20 protein-coding genes are annotated in these 21,121 nt (G+C 57.8%); 2 read left to right on the top strand and 18 right to left on the bottom strand.

Translation table 11 applies throughout. The features are described 5' to 3' along the window. Positions 1–7 precede the first annotated feature (7 nt). Positions 8–520 carry a peptide deformylase gene (def, locus tag HRR99_RS00230; protein ID WP_233122332.1) on the bottom strand — a complete coding sequence of 171 codons (513 nt, stop codon included), beginning with the start codon at positions 518–520 and terminating at the stop codon, positions 8–10. Positions 521–670: 150 nt separating this feature from the next. Here def and HRR99_RS00225 point away from each other — a divergent pair, with 150 nt between their 5' ends. Together HRR99_RS00225 and HRR99_RS00220 are read left to right on the top strand one after the other, a co-directional pair. Continuing rightward, positions 671–1,867 carry a DNA recombination protein RmuC gene (locus HRR99_RS00225; RefSeq protein ID WP_233122331.1) on the top strand — a complete coding sequence of 399 codons (1,197 nt, stop codon included), beginning with the start codon at positions 671–673 and terminating at the stop codon, positions 1,865–1,867. A 49-nt stretch (positions 1,868–1,916) separates the two neighbouring features. Continuing rightward, positions 1,917–2,816, top strand: a complete 900-nt coding sequence (locus HRR99_RS00220; protein WP_233122330.1) for a ribokinase — start codon at positions 1,917–1,919, stop codon at positions 2,814–2,816. A 2-nt stretch (positions 2,817–2,818) separates the two neighbouring features. Here the strand turns inward: HRR99_RS00220 and trmB are convergent, their stop codons facing one another. The 17 genes from trmB to HRR99_RS00135 all read right to left on the bottom strand — a co-directional run bounded on the left by trmB (position 2,819) and on the right by HRR99_RS00135 (position 21,079). Further along, positions 2,819–3,517 carry a tRNA (guanosine(46)-N7)-methyltransferase TrmB gene (trmB, locus tag HRR99_RS00215; RefSeq protein ID WP_233123527.1) on the bottom strand — a complete coding sequence of 233 codons (699 nt, stop codon included), beginning with the start codon at positions 3,515–3,517 and terminating at the stop codon, positions 2,819–2,821. Between the two features lie 109 nt (positions 3,518–3,626). After that, positions 3,627–4,892, bottom strand: a complete 1,266-nt coding sequence (gene metK, locus HRR99_RS00210; RefSeq protein WP_112497865.1) for a methionine adenosyltransferase — start codon at positions 4,890–4,892, stop codon at positions 3,627–3,629. Between the two features lie 169 nt (positions 4,893–5,061). Continuing rightward, positions 5,062–5,481, bottom strand: coding sequence for a helix-turn-helix domain-containing protein (locus HRR99_RS00205; protein WP_111840108.1), 420 nt, complete (start codon positions 5,479–5,481; stop codon positions 5,062–5,064). 144 nt (positions 5,482–5,625) lie between these two features. After that, positions 5,626–7,215: an apolipoprotein N-acyltransferase gene (gene lnt / locus HRR99_RS00200; protein ID WP_233122329.1), complete on the bottom strand. Its 1,590-nt coding sequence runs from the start codon at positions 7,213–7,215 to the stop codon at positions 5,626–5,628. A 192-nt stretch (positions 7,216–7,407) separates the two neighbouring features. Further along, positions 7,408–8,547, bottom strand: a complete 1,140-nt coding sequence (locus HRR99_RS00195; protein ID WP_233122328.1) for a hemolysin family protein — start codon at positions 8,545–8,547, stop codon at positions 7,408–7,410. A gap of 17 nt (positions 8,548–8,564) precedes the next feature. Continuing rightward, a complete protein-coding gene (gene ybeY / locus HRR99_RS00190; RefSeq protein ID WP_233122327.1) occupies positions 8,565–9,071 on the bottom strand; it encodes an rRNA maturation RNase YbeY in 507 nt (168 codons plus the stop codon). 9 nt (positions 9,072–9,080) lie between these two features. Next, on the bottom strand, positions 9,081–10,136 hold the full coding sequence (locus HRR99_RS00185) for a PhoH family protein (protein ID WP_111840112.1): 1,056 nt from the start codon (positions 10,134–10,136) through the stop codon (positions 9,081–9,083). Positions 10,137–10,182: 46 nt separating this feature from the next. After that, positions 10,183–11,580 carry a tRNA (N6-isopentenyl adenosine(37)-C2)-methylthiotransferase MiaB gene (miaB, locus tag HRR99_RS00180; RefSeq protein WP_233122326.1) on the bottom strand — a complete coding sequence of 466 codons (1,398 nt, stop codon included), beginning with the start codon at positions 11,578–11,580 and terminating at the stop codon, positions 10,183–10,185. Positions 11,581–11,630: 50 nt separating this feature from the next. Beyond that, positions 11,631–12,431, bottom strand: a complete 801-nt coding sequence (gene olsA / locus HRR99_RS00175; protein ID WP_233122325.1) for a lyso-ornithine lipid O-acyltransferase — start codon at positions 12,429–12,431, stop codon at positions 11,631–11,633. A gap of 29 nt (positions 12,432–12,460) precedes the next feature. After that, a complete protein-coding gene (locus HRR99_RS00170; protein WP_111840115.1) occupies positions 12,461–12,889 on the bottom strand; it encodes a Fur family transcriptional regulator in 429 nt (142 codons plus the stop codon). Between the two features lie 63 nt (positions 12,890–12,952). Next, on the bottom strand, positions 12,953–13,447 hold the full coding sequence (locus HRR99_RS00165; RefSeq protein ID WP_233122324.1) for a GNAT family N-acetyltransferase: 495 nt from the start codon (positions 13,445–13,447) through the stop codon (positions 12,953–12,955). Positions 13,448–13,487: 40 nt separating this feature from the next. Next, complete coding sequence (gene tsaB, locus HRR99_RS00160; RefSeq protein WP_233122323.1) at positions 13,488–14,156, bottom strand: tRNA (adenosine(37)-N6)-threonylcarbamoyltransferase complex dimerization subunit type 1 TsaB; 669 nt, start codon at positions 14,154–14,156, stop codon at positions 13,488–13,490. An 18-nt stretch (positions 14,157–14,174) separates the two neighbouring features. Continuing rightward, positions 14,175–14,738: a NifU family protein gene (locus HRR99_RS00155; protein WP_111840234.1), complete on the bottom strand. Its 564-nt coding sequence runs from the start codon at positions 14,736–14,738 to the stop codon at positions 14,175–14,177. Positions 14,739–14,882: 144 nt separating this feature from the next. Continuing rightward, complete coding sequence (locus tag HRR99_RS00150) at positions 14,883–15,374, bottom strand: universal stress protein (protein WP_111840118.1); 492 nt, start codon at positions 15,372–15,374, stop codon at positions 14,883–14,885. A 109-nt stretch (positions 15,375–15,483) separates the two neighbouring features. Next, on the bottom strand, positions 15,484–16,548 hold the full coding sequence (gene trpS, locus HRR99_RS00145; protein WP_233122322.1) for a tryptophan--tRNA ligase: 1,065 nt from the start codon (positions 16,546–16,548) through the stop codon (positions 15,484–15,486). Between the two features lie 93 nt (positions 16,549–16,641). Further along, positions 16,642–18,243 (bottom strand): murein biosynthesis integral membrane protein MurJ, encoded by a 1,602-nt coding sequence (murJ, locus tag HRR99_RS00140; RefSeq protein WP_233122321.1) that lies wholly within the window; start codon positions 18,241–18,243, stop codon positions 16,642–16,644. Between the two features lie 7 nt (positions 18,244–18,250). Beyond that, a complete protein-coding gene (locus tag HRR99_RS00135; protein WP_233122320.1) occupies positions 18,251–21,079 on the bottom strand; it encodes a [protein-PII] uridylyltransferase in 2,829 nt (942 codons plus the stop codon). Positions 21,080–21,121: the final 42 nt, after the last annotated feature.

Below are 21,121 nucleotides of genomic sequence, written 5' to 3'. Positions count from 1 at the left end.
AGGCAGATCAGATTTTTGCGCGGGCCGCTTTGGTGAATTTCTTGATGACCATATCCCGTTTCAGGCGGGAAATGTGGTCGATGAACAGAACACCGTTGAGATGGTCCATTTCATGTTGAAGGCAGGTTGCCAAAAGGCCATCGGCTTCCACCGTCTGCTGCTTGCCATCGCGATCGATATAGCCAACCGTCAGCGAAGCCGGGCGCTCAACCTCGGCATAATAGTCGGGAATGGACAGACAGCCCTCCTCATAGGCCGAGACATCGTCCGACACTTTGAGGATTTCCGGGTTGATGAACACAACCGGATTGCGGTCTTCATCCTCGCGTGAGATGTCGATGACCAGCATGCGGCGCGGCACGCCGATCTGGATGGCGGCAAGGCCGATACCCGGCGCATCATACATCGTGTCCAGCATGTCGTCGGCCAGACGCGTGATCTCGGCATCCACCTGTTCGATGGGCTTGGATTGCTGGCGCAGCAGTGGATCAGGCAAAATAATAAGAGGTTTGATCGTCATGGCTTCCCCATAACGCATCTCATCTTTGGAGGAAACAAAAAATAAAGGCCAATATTAGCGACATGAGCAGCGGCAAACGGGACTCATTTACGCCCCAGAAATGTTCTTGTTTTGATCTGACGAATCACACGAAATCTGTTAGATTTGGATATGAACATCGATCTCAATGCGCTTGGTACGACAGCTTTCAGTCTCGGCAGCCTCCAGATATCGGTTGGCGCTCTCCTCGGCATTCTCATTGCGGGCTGTCTGGTGGCTGCGGCGTTCATGTGGCGCAAACCGCCCGCGCCCGATCAATCGCGGGATGAAATCACCGAGCTTTTGAGAACCCAGTCGGAGCTGCATGGCCGCATCGCCGCCATGACGGAGAGCCTCAGCGCCCGCCAGAACGAAATGAGCCAGACGCTGAACGACCGGCTGGATGGCATGTCTCAGCGCATCGGCACCACGCTGACGGAGCAGACCCGCTCGACGCACGAAAACCTCAGCAAATTGCAGGAACGCCTCGCCGTCATCGATGCCGCGCAGGGCAATATTCAGGATCTGGCCAAGGACGTGATCGGCCTGCAGGCCATTCTCAACAACAAGCAGACGCGCGGCGCTTTTGGCCAAGCGCGTATGGAAGCGCTGATTGCCGACGCCCTGCCCTCCGGCTCCTACAGTTTGCAGCCGACGCTTTCGAACGGCTTCCGGCCCGATTGCACCATCCGAATGCCGAACAACGCGCCGCCACTGGTCATCGACGCGAAATTTCCATTGGAAGCGTGGAATGCGCTGAAGGCCGACGATACGCCAGAGGCCAAACGCGCCGCCACCCAGCAATTTCGTCGCGATATGGAAGTGCATATCCGCGATGTGGCGGACAAATATCTCATCTCAGGCGAAACCCAGGACACCGCCTTTATCTTCGTGCCCTCTGAATCCATCTTTGCCGATATTCATCAACACTTCGAAAACCTCGTGCAGCGCGCCCACCGGTCGCGCGTCGTCATCGTTTCGCCGTCGCTGTTGATGCTGTCGGTTCAGGTCATCCAGTCGGTGTTGAAAGACCAGCGCATGCGCGAACAGGCGCATCTCATTCAAGGCGAAGTGGCGATGCTGATGGACGATGTGCGGCGTCTGGATGAGCGGACGCGCAAATTGCAGGCGCATTTCGGGCTGGTGCAGAAGGACGTGGACATGATGCTGACCTCGTCCGACAAGGTCTTGGCGCGCGGCATCAAGATCGAAAGCCTCGATTTCGCGCCGTCGCAAAAGGAAATTGCTCATCTCGAAGCCGAACAGTTGCGGCGCATCGCGGATGTGCGCGCCGGTGCCACCAAGCTGAGGGTGGTTGACGACGAGTGATCCACTCTGCAAAGTCGCCTTCGTTTTCGCCTCTTATGGAATGACCCGCATGATCACAGTTTTCGGCTCCATCAACATGGACCTCGTTGCCATTTCCGACCGTCTGCCAAAACCGGGTGAAACCGTGACCGGCAAGACCTTCTCCACCGCCGCCGGTGGCAAGGGCGCCAATCAAGCGCTGGCTGCGAAACGTGCCGGTGCCACGGTGAAAATGGCGGGTGCCGTTGGCGACGACGCCTTCGCAGCCCCGGCCCTGACCCTGCTTCGCGATGCCAGAACCGATCTGTCGCTGGTCAAGTCCGTTGCCGTGCCAACCGGAACCGCCGTTATTCTGATTGGTGAGGGCGGGGAAAACATGATTTCGGTCATCCCCGCCGCCAATGGCGAAGTGTCGGCAGCCGATGCGGAACGAACTGTTTCAGAGATGACGGCAGGCGACATCCTGATGTTGCAGTTCGAAATACCAGCCGAGGCCATCGAAGCAGCACTCAAGGCCGCCAAGGCAAAACGTGTCACGACGCTCATCAACACCGCGCCGCTGACATCTGAGGCGCAGCGCCTGTCGCGACTGACGGATGTCGTCATTGCCAATGAAACCGAGTTCGAATTGCTGATCGGCAGAAATGGCCTTTCCGCTGACCAGCGGGAAAAGGAACTCGCCGCCCTTCATGACGAAACCGGCCAGACGCTGATCGTCACGCTGGGTGCGGAAGGCGTAATCGCCGTTCGCAATGGCAAGCTCGTCAAGGCCAAGGGCCTGAAGATCGAGCCGGTCGATACGGTCGGTGCGGGTGATACGTTTTGCGGTTATCTGGCTGCGAGCCTGGATGCGGGTCTCGATTTCGAGGCAGCCCTTCGTCGCGCCGCCGTTGCCGGTTCTCTGGCCTGCACCCGGCCCGGAGCACAGCCGTCGATACCCGTCGCATCCGAGGTAGATGCTAAAATCTAAACTCAGGTGCGGATGAAGGTGAGATAGGCGGAGCTGCGACCCTCGCGCTTCGCCTTGTTCTCGTAACGCGTGCCCGGCCAGTTATCGAACGGCGTCGTCCAGTCGGCGGATGTCTGCGCCGTCCATTCGAACCCGCCATGGCTAGCGCAATGCTGTAGCGTCCAGTTGATGTAGGTATCGATATCCGAGGCGAAGCAGAACTTGCCGCCGGGCTTCAGCACACGATGAAACCGCGCGAGATTGACGTCTGAGACGAAGCGACGCTTCCAGTGCTTCTTTTTCGGCCACGGGTCGGGATAAAGCAGATCGATATGGTCGATGCAGGCATCCGGCAGCCAGTCGAGCAACTGCGTCGCGTCATCGTCATAGAGACGGATGTTCATCAGCTCGCGCTCTTTCACGCTGCCGAGAAGCTTCGCCATGGAATTGACGAAGGGCTCGACGCCGATGAAGCCGGTGGCAGGGTTTTCGGAGGCACGGTGTATGAGATGCTCGCCACCGCCAAAGCCGATTTCGAGGCGGATGGTTTTCACATCCGCAGGAAACAGGGCCGCGAGATTTTTCGGCGGCTGCGTCTCAAGATCGACTTTCAGCAACGGCAAGAGGTTTTCGATCGTATCGACCTGCTGGTTGCGCAGTGGCTTGCCTTTACGCCGACCAAAAAACGCTTCCGTTGCGCGTGAACGTCGCTCTTCCGTCATTTCAACACTCTCAGACAAATGGATAACCCGCACCGCGCCTGTTCATCTGCGCTGTGCGGGTCTCAAAACGTTCAGACCGTATCTCTCAATCGGTAGCGATTGACAAGCCTTAAGCGGCTTTCAACGCATCCTTGAGCGGCTTGACCAGATCCAGCTTCTCCCAGGAGAAGGATCCATCACGACCGGCCTTGCGACCGAAATGGCCGTAGGACGACGTCTTGGCATAGATCGGCTTGTTGAGGTCAAGGTGGCGACGAATGCCGGACGGCGAGAGGTCGATGACTTTGCGGATCGCGGCTTCGACCTCGTCTTCGCTCATCTTGCCCGTTTGGTGGAAATCAACATAGACCGACAGTGGCTGGGCAACGCCGATGGCGTAGGACAGCTGGATCGTGCAACGCTCTGCCAATCCGGCAGCCACAACGTTCTTGGCAATGTAGCGGGCAGCATAGGCTGCGGAACGGTCGACCTTGGTCGTGTCCTTGCCGGAGAATGCGCCGCCACCGTGAGGGGCAGCACCGCCATAGGTGTCGACGATGATCTTGCGGCCGGTCAGGCCAGCGTCGCCGTCAGGACCACCGATCACGAACTTGCCGGTTGGGTTGATGTACCACTGGCAATCGTCGGCGATCTTCAATTCGCCCAGCGCTTCGCGGATGTAGGGCTCTACGACGGAGCGGACCTTCTTGGAGTCCCAGCTGGCATCGAGATGCTGCGTGGAAAGCACGATGGATACGGCTTCAGATGCCTTGCCATCGACGTAACGCACGGTCACCTGGCTCTTGGCGTCGGGGCCGAGCTTGGCTGCTTCGCCTTCGCCGCTCTTGCGGGCAGTTGCCAGAAGCTGGAGAATGCGGTGCGAATAATAGATCGGGGCCGGCATCAGGTCCGGCGTTTCCTTGCAGGCGTAACCGAACATGATGCCCTGGTCGCCAGCGCCTTCGTCGCCCTGCTTGTCGGACGCGTTGTCCACGCCCTGCGCAATGTCGGCAGACTGCGGGTGCAGCAGCACGTCGATCTTGGCCGTCTTCCAGTGGAAGCCGTCCTGCTCGTAGCCGATATCGCGGATGGCCTTGCGGGCGGCGGCCTTGAACTTGGCGGGGTTGATGACAGGATGGCCGCTCGCGTCCTTGAGAACGTTGCCGTCCTTGTCCTTTTTCAACAGCGTGTCGGGAACACGCACTTCACCGGCGATGATCACGCGGTTCGTCGTTGCGAGGGTCTCGCAGGCGATGCGCACTGTCCAGGGATCAACCCCGGTCTTAGCGGCCTCGCGGTAGATGAGATCGACGATTTCATCGGAAATACGGTCACACACCTTGTCAGGGTGACCTTCAGCAACAGACTCGCTGGTGAACAGGTAATTAGCGCGCATGCGGGATTCCCCTCAAAGAAGTGTCTTCCGGTTTGTTAGTCATTTTGCTCGCAAAAAACAAGGACACAACGACATAAATATATCTTTATATCGGAATTCCTAACTCATCCTTACGCAATAAAAAACGGCCCCGAAGGACCGTTTTAAAAATCGCGCAATGGTAAATGCGTTATTCCGCGTCGCCTTCGGCAGCGAGAGCCTTGACCAGATCGACGAGACGGCGGCGAACCTTCGGGTCGTTGATCTTGACGAAAGCGCGGTTCAGCTGGAGCCCTTCGGACGAGGACAGGAAGTCCACGACATAGTTGGAGCTGTTTGCTTCGGCCATGCCGGTGGCGCTGACGCCCTGATCGCCCGGCGCATCTTCAAAGAAGAACGACACGGGGACATTGAGAATTCCAGAGATGTTCTGCAAACGGCTGGCGCCGACGCGGTTCGTCCCTTTTTCGTATTTCTGAATCTGCTGAAATGTAATGCCGAGGCTTTCGCCCAGCTTTTCCTGGCTCATGCCCAGCATCGTGCGGCGGAGGCGAATACGGCTTCCGACGTGAATGTCGATCGGGTTTGGCTTCTTCTTGTTCTCTGTCATTGTCGTGGTCCTGACATTCAGTTTATTCGGGTTATCGACTACACGCCTGTTCAAATCCTGAATAGTAGGATTGTCGCCGCACGAAACATATCACGTGCGTTGTGCAACCTAACAAGTTCACTATGCAATTTTAGGGGTTTTTGGTCAATTCTTCGATTTCATCAAACCAGTCCGAGCAATCACCGCGCACACGAGCAATATTCCAAAGAACAACCAAAAGTGTATCTGTCGCATATCTCCAGTGAACGCGCCAGTGGCGGCACCACTTAAAGTGGAACCGATTATTCCCTTTTGACCGTAGTCAAGACCTGCGGCAATTCGCCCCAGAGGGTCGATAATGGCAGAAATGCCGGTATTGGCCGCGCGAATCACCGGAATACCGGTTTCGACAGCACGTATTCTGGCCTGCTGGAGATGCTGGTAGGGACCCGGCGTATCGCCGAACCAGCCGTCATTCGTCACGTTGACGATCGCCGTCGACGTGGCGATATCGGCGGGCACCTCGCCGGGAAAGATGATCTCATAGCAGATGAACGAGTGAAGCTTCTTGCCCGAGGGCAGCGTGATCGGCTCGCGTGTTGCGGCTGGCGAAAAGCCGCCGGGCAGGCTGATCAGATTGTCGATGCCGAAGTTTCTCAGCACGTTTTCGAACGGTACATACTCTCCGAAGGGTACAAGATGCACCTTGTCCGTCGCACCGATGATCTGCCCCTGACTATCGATGGCATAGACGGAATTGTAATACCGCGGCGCGTGTCCTGCACCCGCATCTTCCATGCGCACCGCACCGGTCAGCAATATCTGACCATCGTCCAGTGTCTTGGCGATCTCTTCCAGCGCATCCGGGTTCTGCGTCAGAATGAAGGGTACGGAGGTTTCCGGCCAGACAATGATGTCAGGGCGCTTCTCGCCGTCCTTCACCGGCAGTGCTGACAGGCGTAGATGTTCCTTGAATATCTCGGCGCGGTCGGCATTCAGCATCTTGCGGGATTGGTCGATCCCCGGCTGTACGATCCTGACCGTCAGCGCATCACTGTCTGAGTTCAATGGCTGCTGTAGGCGATAGGCACCATATCCGAGATGCACCGCCATCATGAGAAGCGCGATACCAAGGCCCGGAAGCAAGCCTTTTTTCGTCCCAAGCAGCGCCGGACTGGAGAACACGAAAACAGCCAGCATCGACATGCCGAATATGCCGATGAGGTTCGATGTCTGCATCATCAAAGGGAACGGCATCAGCCCGTAGCCGACCGTATTCCACGGAAACCCCGTCAGCAGGAAACTGCGCAGCCATTCGATCAGGCCGAAGGCAGCGGCCAAAGCGGCGATACGTCCCCATCCGTCCGACCAGAGCAGATTGGCGAGCATGACGGCGAAGCCGTAGAAGATGGCGAGGCAGGCGGGCAATCCAAGGATGGCAAGCGGCAAGGCCCAGGCGAACTCGTCTGCCTCCAGAAGCAGGGCGTTGCCAAGCCACCACAGACCCGCCACGAAGTAGCCGAACCCGAACAGCCAGCCGATGACGAAGGTTTTCCAGCCACGCGACGATAGGCCGCCATCGGGATTGCCCGTGGCACCATCGATCAGCCAGACCAGCAGCGTGAACGAGACGAACAGAGACGCGAAAAAGCCAAAGGGTGGAAACGCAAGAGCACCGATGGCACCGGCACCGATGGTCATGACAACACGGCCAAAACCACTGCTCAGCATGATCCTGCCCGCCAGTCGCTCCATCTTAGTCTCCACCTTTTTAAGGCACCATCCGACACAAGATACACGGGAGGCGACACCGTCTGCTCAACGGGATTTACTGTAAAAAAAACCGCGCGTCCACAGCATCCCGCGCCACAGGATGACGTCGTTCCAAAACCAGAATGGCCGCAGAATTATTATTCTACAGCCATTCTGATCGATCGACGTCACTGCTTACGCAGTAGCGTTATCTGCATGGCTTTGTGATGGTGGTGGCAGTGCCAGAACGACACTGCTCGCTGCATCCGCCGGAGCCTGATCGTCTTCACCTTCCGAAGACTGGTTGCGAACGATGCGTACGCCCTTGATTCGGCGGGAGTCGGCATCGAGAATGTGGAACTCGAAACCTGCCACGGCACGAACGACTTCGCCCTTGACCGGGATACGACCAAGCGCAAAAAAGATCAGCCCGCCCAGCGTATCGATCTCCTCGATATGCTCACGCACATCGAAATCGTGGCCGATGGCCTCGGCAAGTTCGGTCAATTCTGCGCGTGCATCGGCAATCAGGACATCCGCGGACAGGCGCGAGAACATCGTCTCGTCCTTGTCATGCTCGTCATCGATATCGCCGACAACCATCTCCACGATGTCTTCGTGGCTCACGAGACCATCCGTGCCGCCATACTCATCAATGATGAGCGCAAGCTGCGTGCGCTGCGCCTGCATGGTTTTCAGTAGGCTTGATGCCAGCATAGACGGCGGTGCGAAGAGAATTTTTCTGATGATACCGGCTTCCGCCAGCGTCTTTTCCAGATCGACACGGGCGAGGTCGAAGTTGGCGCGTGGTGATTTGGTGACCTTGCCTTCGGCATTCGTCGTCTGGCGGGAACCGACGCGACGCTTGTTGCGGGCCTGCTTTCCGATGAAGGACAAGAGGTCGCGAATGTGGATCATGCCCTTTGGGTTATCCAGCGTTTCATCGTAAACCGGCATACGGGAGCGCCCGGTTTCTTCAAACAGGATCATCGCTTCGCCGATGGTCATATCCTGATCCAGCCCGTCGATATCGGCACGCGGGATCATAATGTCCTCGACCCGGACTTCCCTGAAACGTAGAATATTGTTGAGCATCGCCCGCTCTTCGGGCGTGAACGCGGCACCGATTTCCGTATCGGTCATCAACGCGTCCGTAATGTCTTCGCGAAGACGCTCGCCCTGCGACGGCTTCAACAGCCGCGAAATGCGAGACCAGAGCGTGGCTCTGGGTTTGGCCTGGTAGTCCTGACGTAAGGGACTACTGCCCTCCTCCGATGAGGATTGCTCCCCGGTTTCTTTGCCCTCCTGGGGCGGCCTTGCAGAATGTTCGTTCATGGTCCCAAACTGTTAAATCAAAGCGGATCTTGTCCCGCATACGGATCAGATAGACCAAGCGTCGCCAAAATGCGAGTCTCGAGCCCCTCCATTTCTTCGGCTTCATCGGTTTCGATGTGATCGTAACCAAAGAGGTGCAAAAATCCGTGCACCAGAAGATGGGTCAGATGATCCTCGAAACTCTTCTCCAGATCAAGAGCCTCGCGAGCAACGGTCTCGTGGGCGATGACGATATCACCCAGCATCGGGCCCGGCATACCGCCCGGTTCCAGCGGATAGGCGGGAAAAGACAGCACATTGGTTGCCTTGTCCTTGTCACGCCATTCCGCATTGATTTCGCGAATTGCCGCGTCGTCGGTGAAAACCAGAGACAGTTCCGTTGGCATCTTTGGAAAAGGCTGCTCTTCCTTTTCCCGCAAGAATTCAGCAGCCGGATTTAAAACCTGGCTGCTGAATGTCAGCAATTCTTCTTCAGAAGACCAGCGCTCAGCCTCTACGCTGATCTGAATATCCAGTAACGTCATCGTTCTGCTTCATGCGCCTCTGGGCAGGCTCTCGTCCGGCACCGCCGTCTGGGCTTCGTAGGCGCGGACGATACGTGCGACCATCGGATGGCGAACGACGTCCACATCCTTGAAGCGGACGACCGATACGCCTTCGACATCCGGCAAGATTTGAAGGGCTTCCACGAGGCCGGATTTCACGCCGCGTGGCAAGTCCACCTGGCTTGGGTCACCGGTCACGATCATGCGGCCGTTTTCACCCAGACGCGTCAGAAACATCTTCATCTGCATAGTCGTGGTGTTCTGCGCCTCATCGAGAATGACGGCAGCATTGGCGAGCGTGCGTCCGCGCATGAAGGCGAGCGGTGCGATTTCGATGACGCCAGCCTGAATGGCACGCTCCACCTTGTCACCCGGCATCATGTCGTAAAGCGCGTCGTAGAGCGGACGAAGATAAGGATCGACCTTTTCCTTCATGTCGCCGGGCAGAAAGCCCAGTCGCTCACCGGCTTCGACGGCTGGACGCGACAGGATGATGCGATCCACCACGCCCCGCTCCAGCAGCTGCGCTGCGTGAGCCACGGCGAGATAGGTCTTGCCCGTACCAGCAGGACCAACACCGAAGACGAGTTCGGACTGCTCCAACGCCCGCATATAAACATCCTGCGTCGGCGTGCGGGCAGCGATGGTCTTTTTGCGCGTGGAAATCTGAGCCATCGATATCTTGGCTTTGCGTTCCATTGTAGGAAGAGTGAGCTGGTCGTCGGCAGCCATCGCCATGCGAATGGCACCTTCGACATCGGAAACCTCCACAGTGCCGCCCTTCAGCAGCCGCTCATAAAGAGAATCCAGTGCGCGTCGCGCTTGATTGATGGCAACGACATCGCCGGTGATCGCGACCGAGTTTCCACGCGGGCGGGCATCGATATTGAGCTTTTGCTCCAGCAATTTGAGGTTTTGATCGAACTGACCGAATAGCTCTCCGGCTATCCTGTTATTCTCGAACGTGAGGACGAAGTGATTGGCGTCGGTCGCGGCTGTGCGTGGCTGGCGCGATGGGGGTGATACCAATTCGTGTGCGTTCAAGCGGTCAGGCTCCCGTCCTAATCAGTGTCGGTTCCTCACTCTAGCTTTATGCCACCTCGGCAAACAAGCTGTTTGGACCCGTTGCGGTGATTCGTACATGAATAATGTCGCCGATTTTCATGTCGTTTGCATCAAGATTCACAGATTGAAGCCAGGGAGATCTACCGATTAATTGTCCTGGCATCCGACCGGGCTTTTCCAGCAACACATCCATCGTCTTGCCGACCAGCGAACCGGCAAATTCGTGCTGCTGTTTCATCAACAAGGCTTGCAGGCGTTCCAGCCGTTCAGCCTTTACCTCCTCAGGCACCTGATCGGTCAAATCCGCACCGGGCGTTCCCGGTCGCGTGGAATATTTGAACGAAAATGCCTGTGCGTATTTCACCTGTTCCACGAGAGCGAGCGTATCATCGAAATCCTGATCCGTCTCGCCCGGGAAGCCAACAATAAAGTCTCCCGACATGGCGATATCAGGGCGGGCAGAACGAATTCTTTCGATAAGCCTAATATATTCGTCACCCGTGTGACGGCGATTCATAGCTTTCAAAATACGATCCGAGCCGGACTGAACGGGCAGATGCAGATACGGCATCAAAATGCGCAGATCACGATGGGCACCGATCAGTTGCTCATCCATGTCACGGGGATGGCTGGTCGTGTATCTCAACCGCGCGAGGCCGGGAATTTCCGCCAGTTTATATAGCAACTCGGCCAGGCCCAGTTGTTCTCCAGCAGCACCTGTGCCGCGCCATGCATTGACGTTCTGGCCAAGCAGCGTGATTTCTCGCACACCGGCATCGACAAGCTTCATCGCTTCGTCGACGATCTGTTGCACCGGACGCGATACTTCCGATCCGCGCGTATAGGGCACGACACAGAAGGTACAGAATTTATCGCAGCCTTCCTGCACCGTCAAAAATGCGGTGACACCGCGGCTGCGCAGCGTCTGCTTTTCCGCCAGCGGCAAATGTTCGAATTTGTCTTCAACCGCATAGTCCGTTTCGATGACCCGTTCACCGCCACGAACACGCTTCAGGGCATCCGGCAGGCGGTGATAGGTCTGGGGACCGATGACGACATCCACGGCAGGCGCGCGGCGAAGGATTTCCTCGCCTTCTGCCTGAGCCACGCAACCGGCAACACCGATGACGAATTCGCGGCCCTGTTCTTCACGGGTCTTCTTCATATCCCGAAGACGGCCGAGCGCGGAATAGACCTTTTCGGCGGCTTTTTCGCGGATGTGACAGGTGTTGAGAAGAACCAGATCGGCCTCGCCCATGTCTTCGGTCTGCACGTAGCCGTCCTTGGCCAGAGCATCGCTCATGCGCACGGAATCGTAGACGTTCATCTGACAGCCATAGGTCTTGATGAAGACCTTGCGGCTGTTAGCACCTTCGCGCACGGCAAGCGGGGCGGCCTCTAGGCCAATCATTTCCTGGGTCATGACGCTTATCTAATGATTTCGGTCGCTATATTAAATAGAAAAATGCGGGATCAGCGGGACTTTCGCCAGCCGCCGCGCAGAGAAAAATTCAGCATGGACCGGATTGCCAAGGTCGCCTCAGTGCTCAAGGCTTTGCGATTGTCGCCTTCGCGGAAAGGGATCGCTTCGCCAAAGGACACATCGACATCGATTGCGCCTGCCTTCAGCAGACCGAACAGCGAGGGCAGAAGCTCCAAGCTGCCCGGCCAGGCCGCAACGCTGCGGTGATATCGGCCCATCGCCATGCCTTGGATGCCGGTATAGGCAATCGCAACCGGCTGCACATGAACGATGCGCCCAGGCACCTGCTCTGCCGCGCTCGACGCCGCGCCGAAAAGCGAGGATTTGACGGTGAGAAGACGATTGCCGTCAGACGTCGTGCCTTCGGGAAACAAAACGACAATTTCACCGGCGGCCAACCGTTCGGCGATCTCGTTGACCTGCGCGCCTGCGCTGCGCTTTTGTTCACGCGCAATGAAAATGGTTTTTTGCAGCCGTGCCAACAAGCCGAAAACCGGCCAATCCCGCACTTCGGTCTTGGCGATAAAGGCCACGTCGGCGATGCTGCCGAGTATCATGATATCTTTCCAGGAGACGTGGTTCACCACCAGCAACAGCGGCGTTGCGCTTTCGACGCTGCCGTGAACGTGTACCTTGATGCCCAGCGCGTGGCAGGCAAAGCTGTGCCACACTCTCGGCAACGTGCGACGGAGGGGCCAATCGAAACACAGGCCAAGCACTTGCACCGGTAACAGAACCAGCGTGACCAGCGACATCAGGACAACCAGATAGATAACCCGCAGCCACGTCATCGCTTCACCTGCTCCGCAGCCCGGTCTGCCTAACGCTCTTCGGGCTTCAACGGCACACCATAGAGTTCAAGCCGGTGGTCCACCAGCTTGAACCCATGCTCGCGGGCAATCTTTTCCTGCAACGCTTCGATTTCGGGAGAGTGAAACTCGATCACAACACCGTGCTTGAGGTCGATGAGGTGATCGTGGTGTTCTTCCGGCATCGTCTCGTAACGCGAGCGACCATCACGAAAGTCGTGCCGTTCGATAATGCCCGCATCTTCGAACAGCTTCACCGTGCGATAGACGGTGGAAATCGAAATGCGCGGATCGACAGCGGACGAGCGGCGATAGAGTTCTTCGACATCCGGGTGATCAGCCGATTCCTGAAGGACACGCGCAATGACGCGGCGCTGATCCGTCATGCGCATACCGCGCTCGGCACATAATTCTTCCAGCGTTTTTGAAAGGTCTATCACGTCTCGTCTTCCAGGCTCGTCCGTTGGAATGCGCCACTGCGCTGCGTTAACTTGCATCACGAACTAGCGAAGATCGCGCCGCATGACAAGCGCCATGGATTTCGTGCCATCCTTGGCGGTGTAATAGGCCCGGCGTTCCGCGACCGTCTTGAACCCAAGCTTCTGATAGAGGCCGATGGCCGATCCATTGGCACCATCGACCTCCAGAAACATGGTTTCGGCACCCCGCATCGACGCTTCACGCATGGCCGTCTGCATCAGCCGCCAGCCAAGGCCGACACGCGCAAACTTGTCGGAAACCGCAATGGTGAGGATTTCCGCCTCGCCGCCTGCCTCGCGCGAGAGCACGAAGCCCCCCAACGGCTTGCTGAAAAAGGCATTCGTCTGGCGGGCAACCGCGCCGAAAACGCTGGACTGGCTCAAAAGACCGGAAAATTCGCCGTCGTTCCAGGCGCGTGGAAAGCGCGTCGCGTGCAGTGCGGCGATATCGACGCAGTCGCCATGCTCCATCGGCACGATCTCGAAAAAGGGTTTCCAGCTTAGATAATCGTCGAACATTTCAGGGAATCATCCGCGTTCACAATAGAAACGGGCACTATCAGGCAACCGAGCGGCGTTCCAGTGCAAATCCCGATTGCGGCTTGGCATCGGGCCCACGCAGATAAAGAGGAGCCGGCTTGGGCAGGCCCTGTGGCTTCGAAGCGCAGAGGCGGGCGACCGTCGCGATGTCGAAATGATCTGGGCCTGAGCCGGTCTCGCCACCGGCCAGAAGCGGCGCGGCTGAGCCGATGGCCTCACCGTTAAAGCCGACGAGCGCCGCTTTCGCATCCGTCAACGAAACAAGGGCGGCCTCAGTTGATGGTGATCCATCTGCAGCAAACATCTGGAGATAGGCTTCGTCGCGCTTGGCATCGAGCCCGACTGCGACCGGTTGTCCGGGATGCGTACGCAGGTGATGTGCGGCCAACGTTTCCAGTGTCGTGACACCCACGGCCTCTATGCCCAGGGATAAAGCAAATCCGCGCGCCGCGGCAACGCCGACCCGAATACCCGTAAAAGAGCCCGGTCCGATGGTGACCGCGATGCGCCCGACATCCTGCAGGGTTAGCGAAGCCTGCTGCAAGGCGCCTTCTATGATGCCCATCAGCAATTCGGCGTGGCCCTTGCCGATGTTTTCGGTGACCTGGCCCAGCACAGCATCACCCGCGCTGTCATAGAGACAGGCGGAGCAATCCACACCCGAGGTATCGATGGACAGAACAATCATCGCCAAAGCATCCGCTGGTCAGACGGCCTCGACCTCTTGCACTTCGGGAACGAAGTGGCGAAGCAGGTTCTGAACGCCATGCTTGAGTGTTGCGGTGGAGGATGGGCAGCCGGAGCACGCACCCTTCATATTGAGGAACACCGTGCCATCGCGGAAACCACGGAACGTGATGTCGCCGCCATCCTGCGCCACAGCCGGGCGAACGCGGGTCTCAAGAAGTTCCTTGATCGTGGCGACAATGGTCTCATCGCCCGCTTCGAAGAACTCTTCCTCTTCATCGGAAATTTCTGCCGATACGGCCGTGCCCATCAGGGGACGACCCGACATGAAATGCTCCATGATCGAGCCGAGGATCGCTGGCTTGAGATGCTGCCATTCGGCGCCATCCTTGGAGACAGTGATAAAATCGAACCCGTAGTAAACGCCCGTCACACCGGGAATTTCGAACAGAACCGCGGCCAGAGGCGACGCCTGCGCCTGCGCTGCATTCAGGAATTCCGCCGTTCCGTTTTCCAGAACGACCTTTCCCGGCAGAAATTTCAGCGTTGCCGGGTTGGGCGTGGATTCTGTCTGAATGAACATCTCAATCTCCTTCGGGACAATCCTCAGACAGCCCGGAATTTAGAACACTTCCAAAGTATGCCGAATATGGGCTCACTTCAAGTGCTGACATGATAATGATAGTCAAGAAATCTACCCGACACATCAATGCTTCGTTGTCGCCTTTTAGCAGAGGGCGTCGATTTCCTCATCGCTCAGCGTATCGGGCAGCACCGTCACGGGAATGGGGAACGCAGCACCGCGTCCAGCGATCGACGATACCAGCGGACCGGGACCATCCTTGGTGGAGCCAGCGGCCAGCACGAGAATGGCGATGTCGCGGTCTTCCTCAATCAGGCCATGGATCTGGTCGGCCGCGTTGCCTTCGCGGATCACTGCTTCCGGCTCGATGCCGACGCTTTCTCGCACTCTCTGAGCCACTTTCGCCAGCGAAGCTTCCGCTTCCTCAAGAGCCTCGGCGCGCATGATCTGCTCCACGCCCAGCCACTGCTGAAAGTCCCCTTCAGGGATGACATAGAGAAGCACGAGTGCGCCGTTGGAGTTCTTGGCGCGGCGACCGGCATAGTGGACGGCCCGCTCGCATTCGGGGGTGCCATCGATGACCGCCAGAAACTTACGACGGTGTCCTTCGAGACGCGAAAGTCGTTTCGATACCATAGCGCACTCCTATTTCGCAGCGGCAGGACAAAGCCACCCGGTGGCCCGGGCGGACCTTATATCAGATGCAGAGATTAAAAAATGCTCTTGCGCAAGCAAGCGTCACACCTCAGCGCAGAAAGCCGATGATGTCACGCACATCGTCCATCGTCTTTTCCGCAATCGCACGTGCCCGCTCTCCACCCTGCTTCAGGATCGCATCGATATGACTGGTGTCATCCAGAAGGCGACGCATCTCGCTGTTGATGGGCGCGAGAACGTTGACGGCCAGGTCTACAAGCGCAGGCTTAAAGGCCGAGAACTGCTGCCCGCCGAATTCCGCGAGAACCTCAGCCTTGGTCTTGTCGGACAGGGCCGCATAAATGCCGATGAGGTTTTCAGCTTCGGCGCGACCCTTCAAACCCTCGACTTCGCTTGGCAAGGCATCCGGGTCCGTCTTCGCCTTCTTGATCTTGCGCGACAGCGTATCGACATCGTCCATCAGGTTGATGCGCGACAGATCCGACGGGTCGGACTTCGACATCTTCTTGGTGCCGTCCTTCAGGGACATCACGCGTGGAGCGGGTCCGCCGATCAGCGGCTCGACCATCGGGAAATAGGCGTGAACGGGCTCGTTGCCGACAGTGATATCAACACCGAGACCGGCATTGCGAATATTGGCGCTAAAGTCGATGTTGAATTTCTGGGCGATATCGCGCGCCAGTTCCAGATGCTGTTTCTGGTCGTCACCGACGGGAACGTGGGTCGCGCGATACACCAGAATGTCCGCAGCCATAAGGCTTGGATAGGCAAGCAGACCCAGCGAGACCTGTTCGGCATTCTTGCCGGACTTGTCCTTGAACTGGGTCATGCGCTCCATCCAGCCGATGCGCGCAACGCAGTTGAACACCCATGCCAGTTCCGCATGCTGCGGCACGGCGGACTGATTGAAGACGATATGCTTGACCGGATCGATACCTGCCGCAATGAAGGCCGCCGCGATGGAACGTGTCTGCGCCTTCAGGTCCGCATGCACCAGCTGCGCAGTAATGGCGTGCATATCCACGACGCAGTAGATGCAGTCATTGTCTTCCTGAAGCGCAACGAATTTGCGGATGGCACCGAGATAATTGCCGAGGTGCAGGTTTCCGGTTGGCTGAACACCTGAGAAAACCAGTGGCTTGAATGCGTTCATCATCGTCCTCGATAAGGCTTGTGGAGGGCCTTGCCCCATGTTTCGGATTGGGTTTCAAATTGGCCGCGCTTATGCACCCGCAACGGCCTGCAATCAAGGGATTTCGGTGGGCTCGGTTTGAGTTTCCTTCTTCATCTGACGCCGCTTCAACCCGCGTTTGACCATGGCAAGGCTTGCGCCACCGGACAGGAAGGCAAGACCGAAATACAGCACCATTGCCGCAAAGACGAGGCCGACGAGGGTGCCTGCTCGCACCGCGATAGAGGATGCGGCTGACAATTCGAAGGACAGATGGGCGAGCGCATAGTGAATGGCGACCGCCATCACACCGGCAGCAACCAGCAGCCGGGGAATGCGGGTCAGGAGCGGAATATCGAGTTTCCAGTGTCCGCGCCACAACAGCATGCCAAAGAGAAGAGCGGCATTGACCCAACCGGCGGTGATCTCCGCCGTCGCAATGCCCGGTCCGCCATAGGATGGAAACAGGGTGAGCGCCATGGACACATTCACGACGACCGAAATCGCTGCAAAGATCATCGGCGTGCGGGTATCTTCACGGGCGAAGAAGCCTGGGATGAAGGCTTTGATCAGCACGAAGGCTGGAAGCCCGAGGCCATAGATTCCGAGAATTTCAGCGACTGTCACGGTTGCAGATGGCGAGAAGTTGCCGCGCTCGTACAGAAAACGGACGATAGGTTCGGCCATGACCAGCAGAGCGGCAGCGGCCGGAAGGGTCAGGAACATCACGAATTCGACGGAGCGGTTTTGCAGGTTGGCAGCTTCGACCTGCTGCCCACCCCGTAGCGCGCGGGCGAGTTCCGGCAACAGCACCGTTGCAACGGCAATACCGACCACACCAAGCGGCAACTGGTAGATACGGTCCGCATAGGCCAGGGAGGAGATAACGCCCTCACCGCCGGATGCAATATTGGTGTTGATCAACAGGTTGATCTGGGTGATGCCGCCTGTGATCGCAGCAGGCAGGGCCAGCACCAACAAGCGCTTGACGTTGCCGGTCATGCGCGGGCGGCGAAAGCCTATCTTGATACCGGCGTTGCGCACGGCAATCCAAACGATGGCCAGTTGCACGAAACCGGCGGCCATCACGCCCCAGGAGAGAGCATAGCCGACCTGAAGCGGATCGAAACTCTTCCACCAGGCCATACCCAGCACGCCGATAAGAATGATGTTGAGAAAAACAGGTGCGATGGCCGCTGCAAAATAGCGATGAAGCGAGTTCAGCATGCCGCCCATCATCGCCGCCAGCGACATGCAGGCGAGATAGGGGAACATGATGGTTGCGAGACGCACGGTATTGTCGAATTTGGTTGGATCTTCAACGAAGCCCGGCGCAATCACCGTTTTCACGATGAAGGGCATCGACAGTTCCATGATGATCGTCAGCGCCATCAGCACCGTGAAGAGAACGCCGAAGACTTCTTCCGAAAAGCGCTTTGCGCCCTCCATGCCGTTGGCTTCGATTTCCTTGGCAAACAGCGGCACGAAGGCGGAGTTGAAGGCACCCTCGGCAAACAGGCGACGGAAGGTGTTGGGGAACCGAAACGCTGCGTTGAACGCATCCGCCACCGGCCCGGTACCGACTGCGGCGGCCATCAGCATTTCACGGACGAAACCGAAGAGGCGGCTGCCCAGCGTCGCGGCGCCGACCGTTGCGAATTTGGCGATCAAACCCATTCTATCTTCAAGCCTTCGCGGTACGTGCGGCAGGCAAGGCTGCGACATCGGGGTGTGCGATGATGCCGGGCGGCATGCGGTCGCGCAATTCGTCTTCCTGCTCGGCCATGACGGCCTTCAGGCGTGAGGCAATGCTCGCCTGGCGATTGTCTGTCATGACCTTTTGACCGAAGAGATCGGTCACGTAGAACGTATCGATCACCTTCTCGCCGAAGGTGGTGATGCGCGCCGATGTGATATCCAGCGAAAGATCGGCCAGCACAGCCGTCATATCTGCCAGAAGGCCGGTACGATCGAGGCATTCGACCTCAATGACCGTGAACTTGTTGGACAGACCATTCGAGATGGTGACGGATGGCGGAATGTTGAATGTCTTGCTTTTCTTGCGGCTCTTGGTGCGGGTCGCGATGATTTCTGGAATACGCTTCTGGCCCGCCAGAACCTCCTCGATCATCTTGCCGATATTGTTGGCACGCCGCGTCTCATCCTCGTCGATCGGAAATTCTCTGTTGATGAGAATGGTGTCCAGCGCCCGCCCGTCCGACGTCGTGAAGATTTGCGCGTCGGCAATATTGGCACCGGCAGCGGCACAAGCACCTGTAATGATCGACAGCAGACGCGGGTGGTCAGGCGCCAGCACCGTAATTTCGGTAATGGCGTGGAAGGAGTGCGTTCGGACCATGGTGGACAGGACTTTTTCCTGTTTGTCCGTTTCTCTCAAAAACCGCGTATGGCGAATCTGATCGTCCAGATCGACCGACAAGAGATAGGGCTCGTAATGCAGCGCCGTGTATTTGCGGCGTGCCTTCTGACCCCAATCCGTCAGGGAATCGTAAAGTGCCTGACGGGCGATCTTGGCGCGTTCCTTGCGGGACGTTTCCGAGAAACCGCCGGAGAGAAGAAGCTCGGTCTCGTAGTAGAGCGTGCGTAGCAACTGGCCTTTCCAGCCGTTCCAAACATCCGGCCCCACGGCCCTGATGTCGCAGACGGTGAGGATCAGCAGCATTTTCAGCCGCTCCATGGACTGCACCTTGTCGGCAAAGTCGGTGATCGTCTTGCGGTCGTGAAGGTCGCGGGTCTGCGCCACCATCGACATCAAGAGATGCTGCTCGATCAACCAGAAGACGGTTTCCGTCTGTTTGCTGGTCAGGCGGAAGCGCTGGCAGAGTTTGCGCGCCACCCGGGCACCGGCAATGGAGTGATCCTCTTGCCTGCCTTTGGCGACATCGTGCAGCAGCACCGCGACATAGAGGACGTCGCGGTCTTCGATAGCAGGCATCAACTGGTTGACCAGCGGATGGGTATCGACCGCCTGTCCTTTCTCGATTTCGGACAGCACGGCAACGGAACGGATCAGATGCTCATCGACCGTGTAGTGATGATACATATTGAACTGCATCATCGCGACGATCTTGCCGAATTCCGGGATGAACTTGCCCAGCACACCGGCTTCGTTCATGCGGCGCAGCGTCAGTGCAGGGTCCCGTCGCGAGGTGAGGATTGCCAGGAACAGCCGGTTGGCTTCCTCATTGTCGCGCAGTTCGTGGTTGATCAGCGCCAGCGAGCGGGTCACCACCCGCAACGCATCCGGGTGCAGTTCCAGATTGTTGATATCGGCCACATGAAACAGCCGGATAAGGCTGACGGGGTCACGGCGAAAAACATCGGCATTGGCAAGCGCGATGCGGCCACGATCTTCCACGAATTCGTCAGACCCCGGTATTTTGCGCAAACGATGGGCAAAGCGGCTGAACACGCCCGACAGGCCGGGTACATCTTTCGCCTGCTTGTCTTCCAAGGCGGCGCAGAGAATGCGCGTGAGATCGCCGACATCCTTGGCGACCAGGAAGTAGTGCTTCATGAAGCGCTCGACAGCCGACAGGCCGGGACGCGGCTGGTAATTCAGTGATCCCGCAATTTCACGCTGGATGTCGAATGACAGGCGTTCCTCTGCCTTGCCGGTGATGAAATGCATCTGGCAACGCACGGTCCAGAGGAAATCATCCGCCTTTTCGAACAGCTTCAGCTCGCGTTTGGAGAGCACGCCCAGCTTCACCAGTTCTGCGGTATCACGCACGTGGTAGTAATATTTGGCAATCCAGAACAGCGTATGGAGGTCGCGCAGACCGCCCTTGCCTTCCTTGACATTGGGCTCCACTAGATAGCGCGTGTCGCCTGCCTTGCGATGGCGCTGATCGCGCTCCGCCAGCTTTGCGGCAATGAATTCCGGGCCGCTATTGGTGACGACCTCGGTTTCGAACCGACGCTCGAGTTCATCGGCCAGCGTCTGTTTTCCGCAGATGGCCCGCATTTCAAGAATGGCGGTACGGATGGTCATATCGGCCTTGGACAGACGAATGCACTCGTCCACTGTGCGGGTCGCGTGGCCAACCTTGAAGCCGACATCCCACAGAATGTAGAGAATGAATTCGATGGCCTTGTTCATATCCGCCGTGTGTTTGGGCGGCAGCAGGAACAGGAGATCGATATCGGAGCCCGGCGCCAGAGTGCCACGCCCGTATCCGCCCACAGCCGTGATCGCCACCTGGGGCGCGTCAGCCGGATAGACATGCTGGCAGGCCAAATCATAGAGAACTTCGATGAGGCGATCCTGAAGCCAGGAAATGCGACGGGCGCAATCGATGCCACCGCCTTCGGTATTCAACAGCTCGCGGGCCTTGTCGCGTCCTTGCCCGCTTGCCCTCTTGAAGATCGGCAAAAGGTCTGCGCGGACATCGGAAACGCGCTTCCCTTCTCCCTGAAAGATAGCGTCACACTCATGCTTGAGAGCCGCAACGTCCAATATTGCGGTAAAATCCAGGTCCTTGATGGCCATTGATGCCGATATCCATTTCATACGGACTGCGCTTTTGCCATA

The sequence above is a fragment of the Agrobacterium vaccinii genome (assembly GCF_021310995.1).
In the GTDB taxonomy this organism is placed as follows: domain Bacteria; phylum Pseudomonadota; class Alphaproteobacteria; order Rhizobiales; family Rhizobiaceae; genus Agrobacterium; species Agrobacterium vaccinii.
This window is presented reverse-complemented; position numbering and strand designations above follow the sequence as displayed.

What these genes read in the sequence shown, in the direction of transcription:
- HRR99_RS00205 (WP_111840108.1), bottom strand. Translation starts at nt 5,481, where the DNA reads ATGACAGAGAACAAGAAGAAGCCAAACCCGATCGACATTCACGTCGGA.
- HRR99_RS00195 (WP_233122328.1), bottom strand. Translation starts at nt 8,547, where the DNA reads ATGAACGAACATTCTGCAAGGCCGCCCCAGGAGGGCAAAGAAACCGGG.
- def (WP_233122332.1), bottom strand. Translation starts at nt 520, where the DNA reads ATGACGATCAAACCTCTTATTATTTTGCCTGATCCACTGCTGCGCCAG.
- HRR99_RS00165 (WP_233122324.1), bottom strand. Translation starts at nt 13,447, where the DNA reads ATGTTCGACGATTATCTAAGCTGGAAACCCTTTTTCGAGATCGTGCCG.
- HRR99_RS00220 (WP_233122330.1), top strand. Translation starts at nt 1,917, where the DNA reads ATGATCACAGTTTTCGGCTCCATCAACATGGACCTCGTTGCCATTTCC.
- lnt (WP_233122329.1), bottom strand. Translation starts at nt 7,215, where the DNA reads ATGGAGCGACTGGCGGGCAGGATCATGCTGAGCAGTGGTTTTGGCCGT.
- HRR99_RS00155 (WP_111840234.1), bottom strand. Translation starts at nt 14,738, where the DNA reads ATGTTCATTCAGACAGAATCCACGCCCAACCCGGCAACGCTGAAATTT.
- metK (WP_112497865.1), bottom strand. Translation starts at nt 4,892, where the DNA reads ATGCGCGCTAATTACCTGTTCACCAGCGAGTCTGTTGCTGAAGGTCAC.
- trmB (WP_233123527.1), bottom strand. Translation starts at nt 3,517, where the DNA reads ATGACGGAAGAGCGACGTTCACGCGCAACGGAAGCGTTTTTTGGTCGG.
- ybeY (WP_233122327.1), bottom strand. Translation starts at nt 9,071, where the DNA reads ATGACGTTACTGGATATTCAGATCAGCGTAGAGGCTGAGCGCTGGTCT.
- tsaB (WP_233122323.1), bottom strand. Translation starts at nt 14,156, where the DNA reads ATGATTGTTCTGTCCATCGATACCTCGGGTGTGGATTGCTCCGCCTGT.
- HRR99_RS00135 (WP_233122320.1), bottom strand. Translation starts at nt 21,079, where the DNA reads ATGGCCATCAAGGACCTGGATTTTACCGCAATATTGGACGTTGCGGCT.
- olsA (WP_233122325.1), bottom strand. Translation starts at nt 12,431, where the DNA reads ATGACGTGGCTGCGGGTTATCTATCTGGTTGTCCTGATGTCGCTGGTC.
- HRR99_RS00225 (WP_233122331.1), top strand. Translation starts at nt 671, where the DNA reads ATGAACATCGATCTCAATGCGCTTGGTACGACAGCTTTCAGTCTCGGC.
- trpS (WP_233122322.1), bottom strand. Translation starts at nt 16,548, where the DNA reads ATGAACGCATTCAAGCCACTGGTTTTCTCAGGTGTTCAGCCAACCGGA.
- miaB (WP_233122326.1), bottom strand. Translation starts at nt 11,580, where the DNA reads ATGACCCAGGAAATGATTGGCCTAGAGGCCGCCCCGCTTGCCGTGCGC.
- murJ (WP_233122321.1), bottom strand. Translation starts at nt 18,243, where the DNA reads ATGGGTTTGATCGCCAAATTCGCAACGGTCGGCGCCGCGACGCTGGGC.
- HRR99_RS00150 (WP_111840118.1), bottom strand. Translation starts at nt 15,374, where the DNA reads ATGGTATCGAAACGACTTTCGCGTCTCGAAGGACACCGTCGTAAGTTT.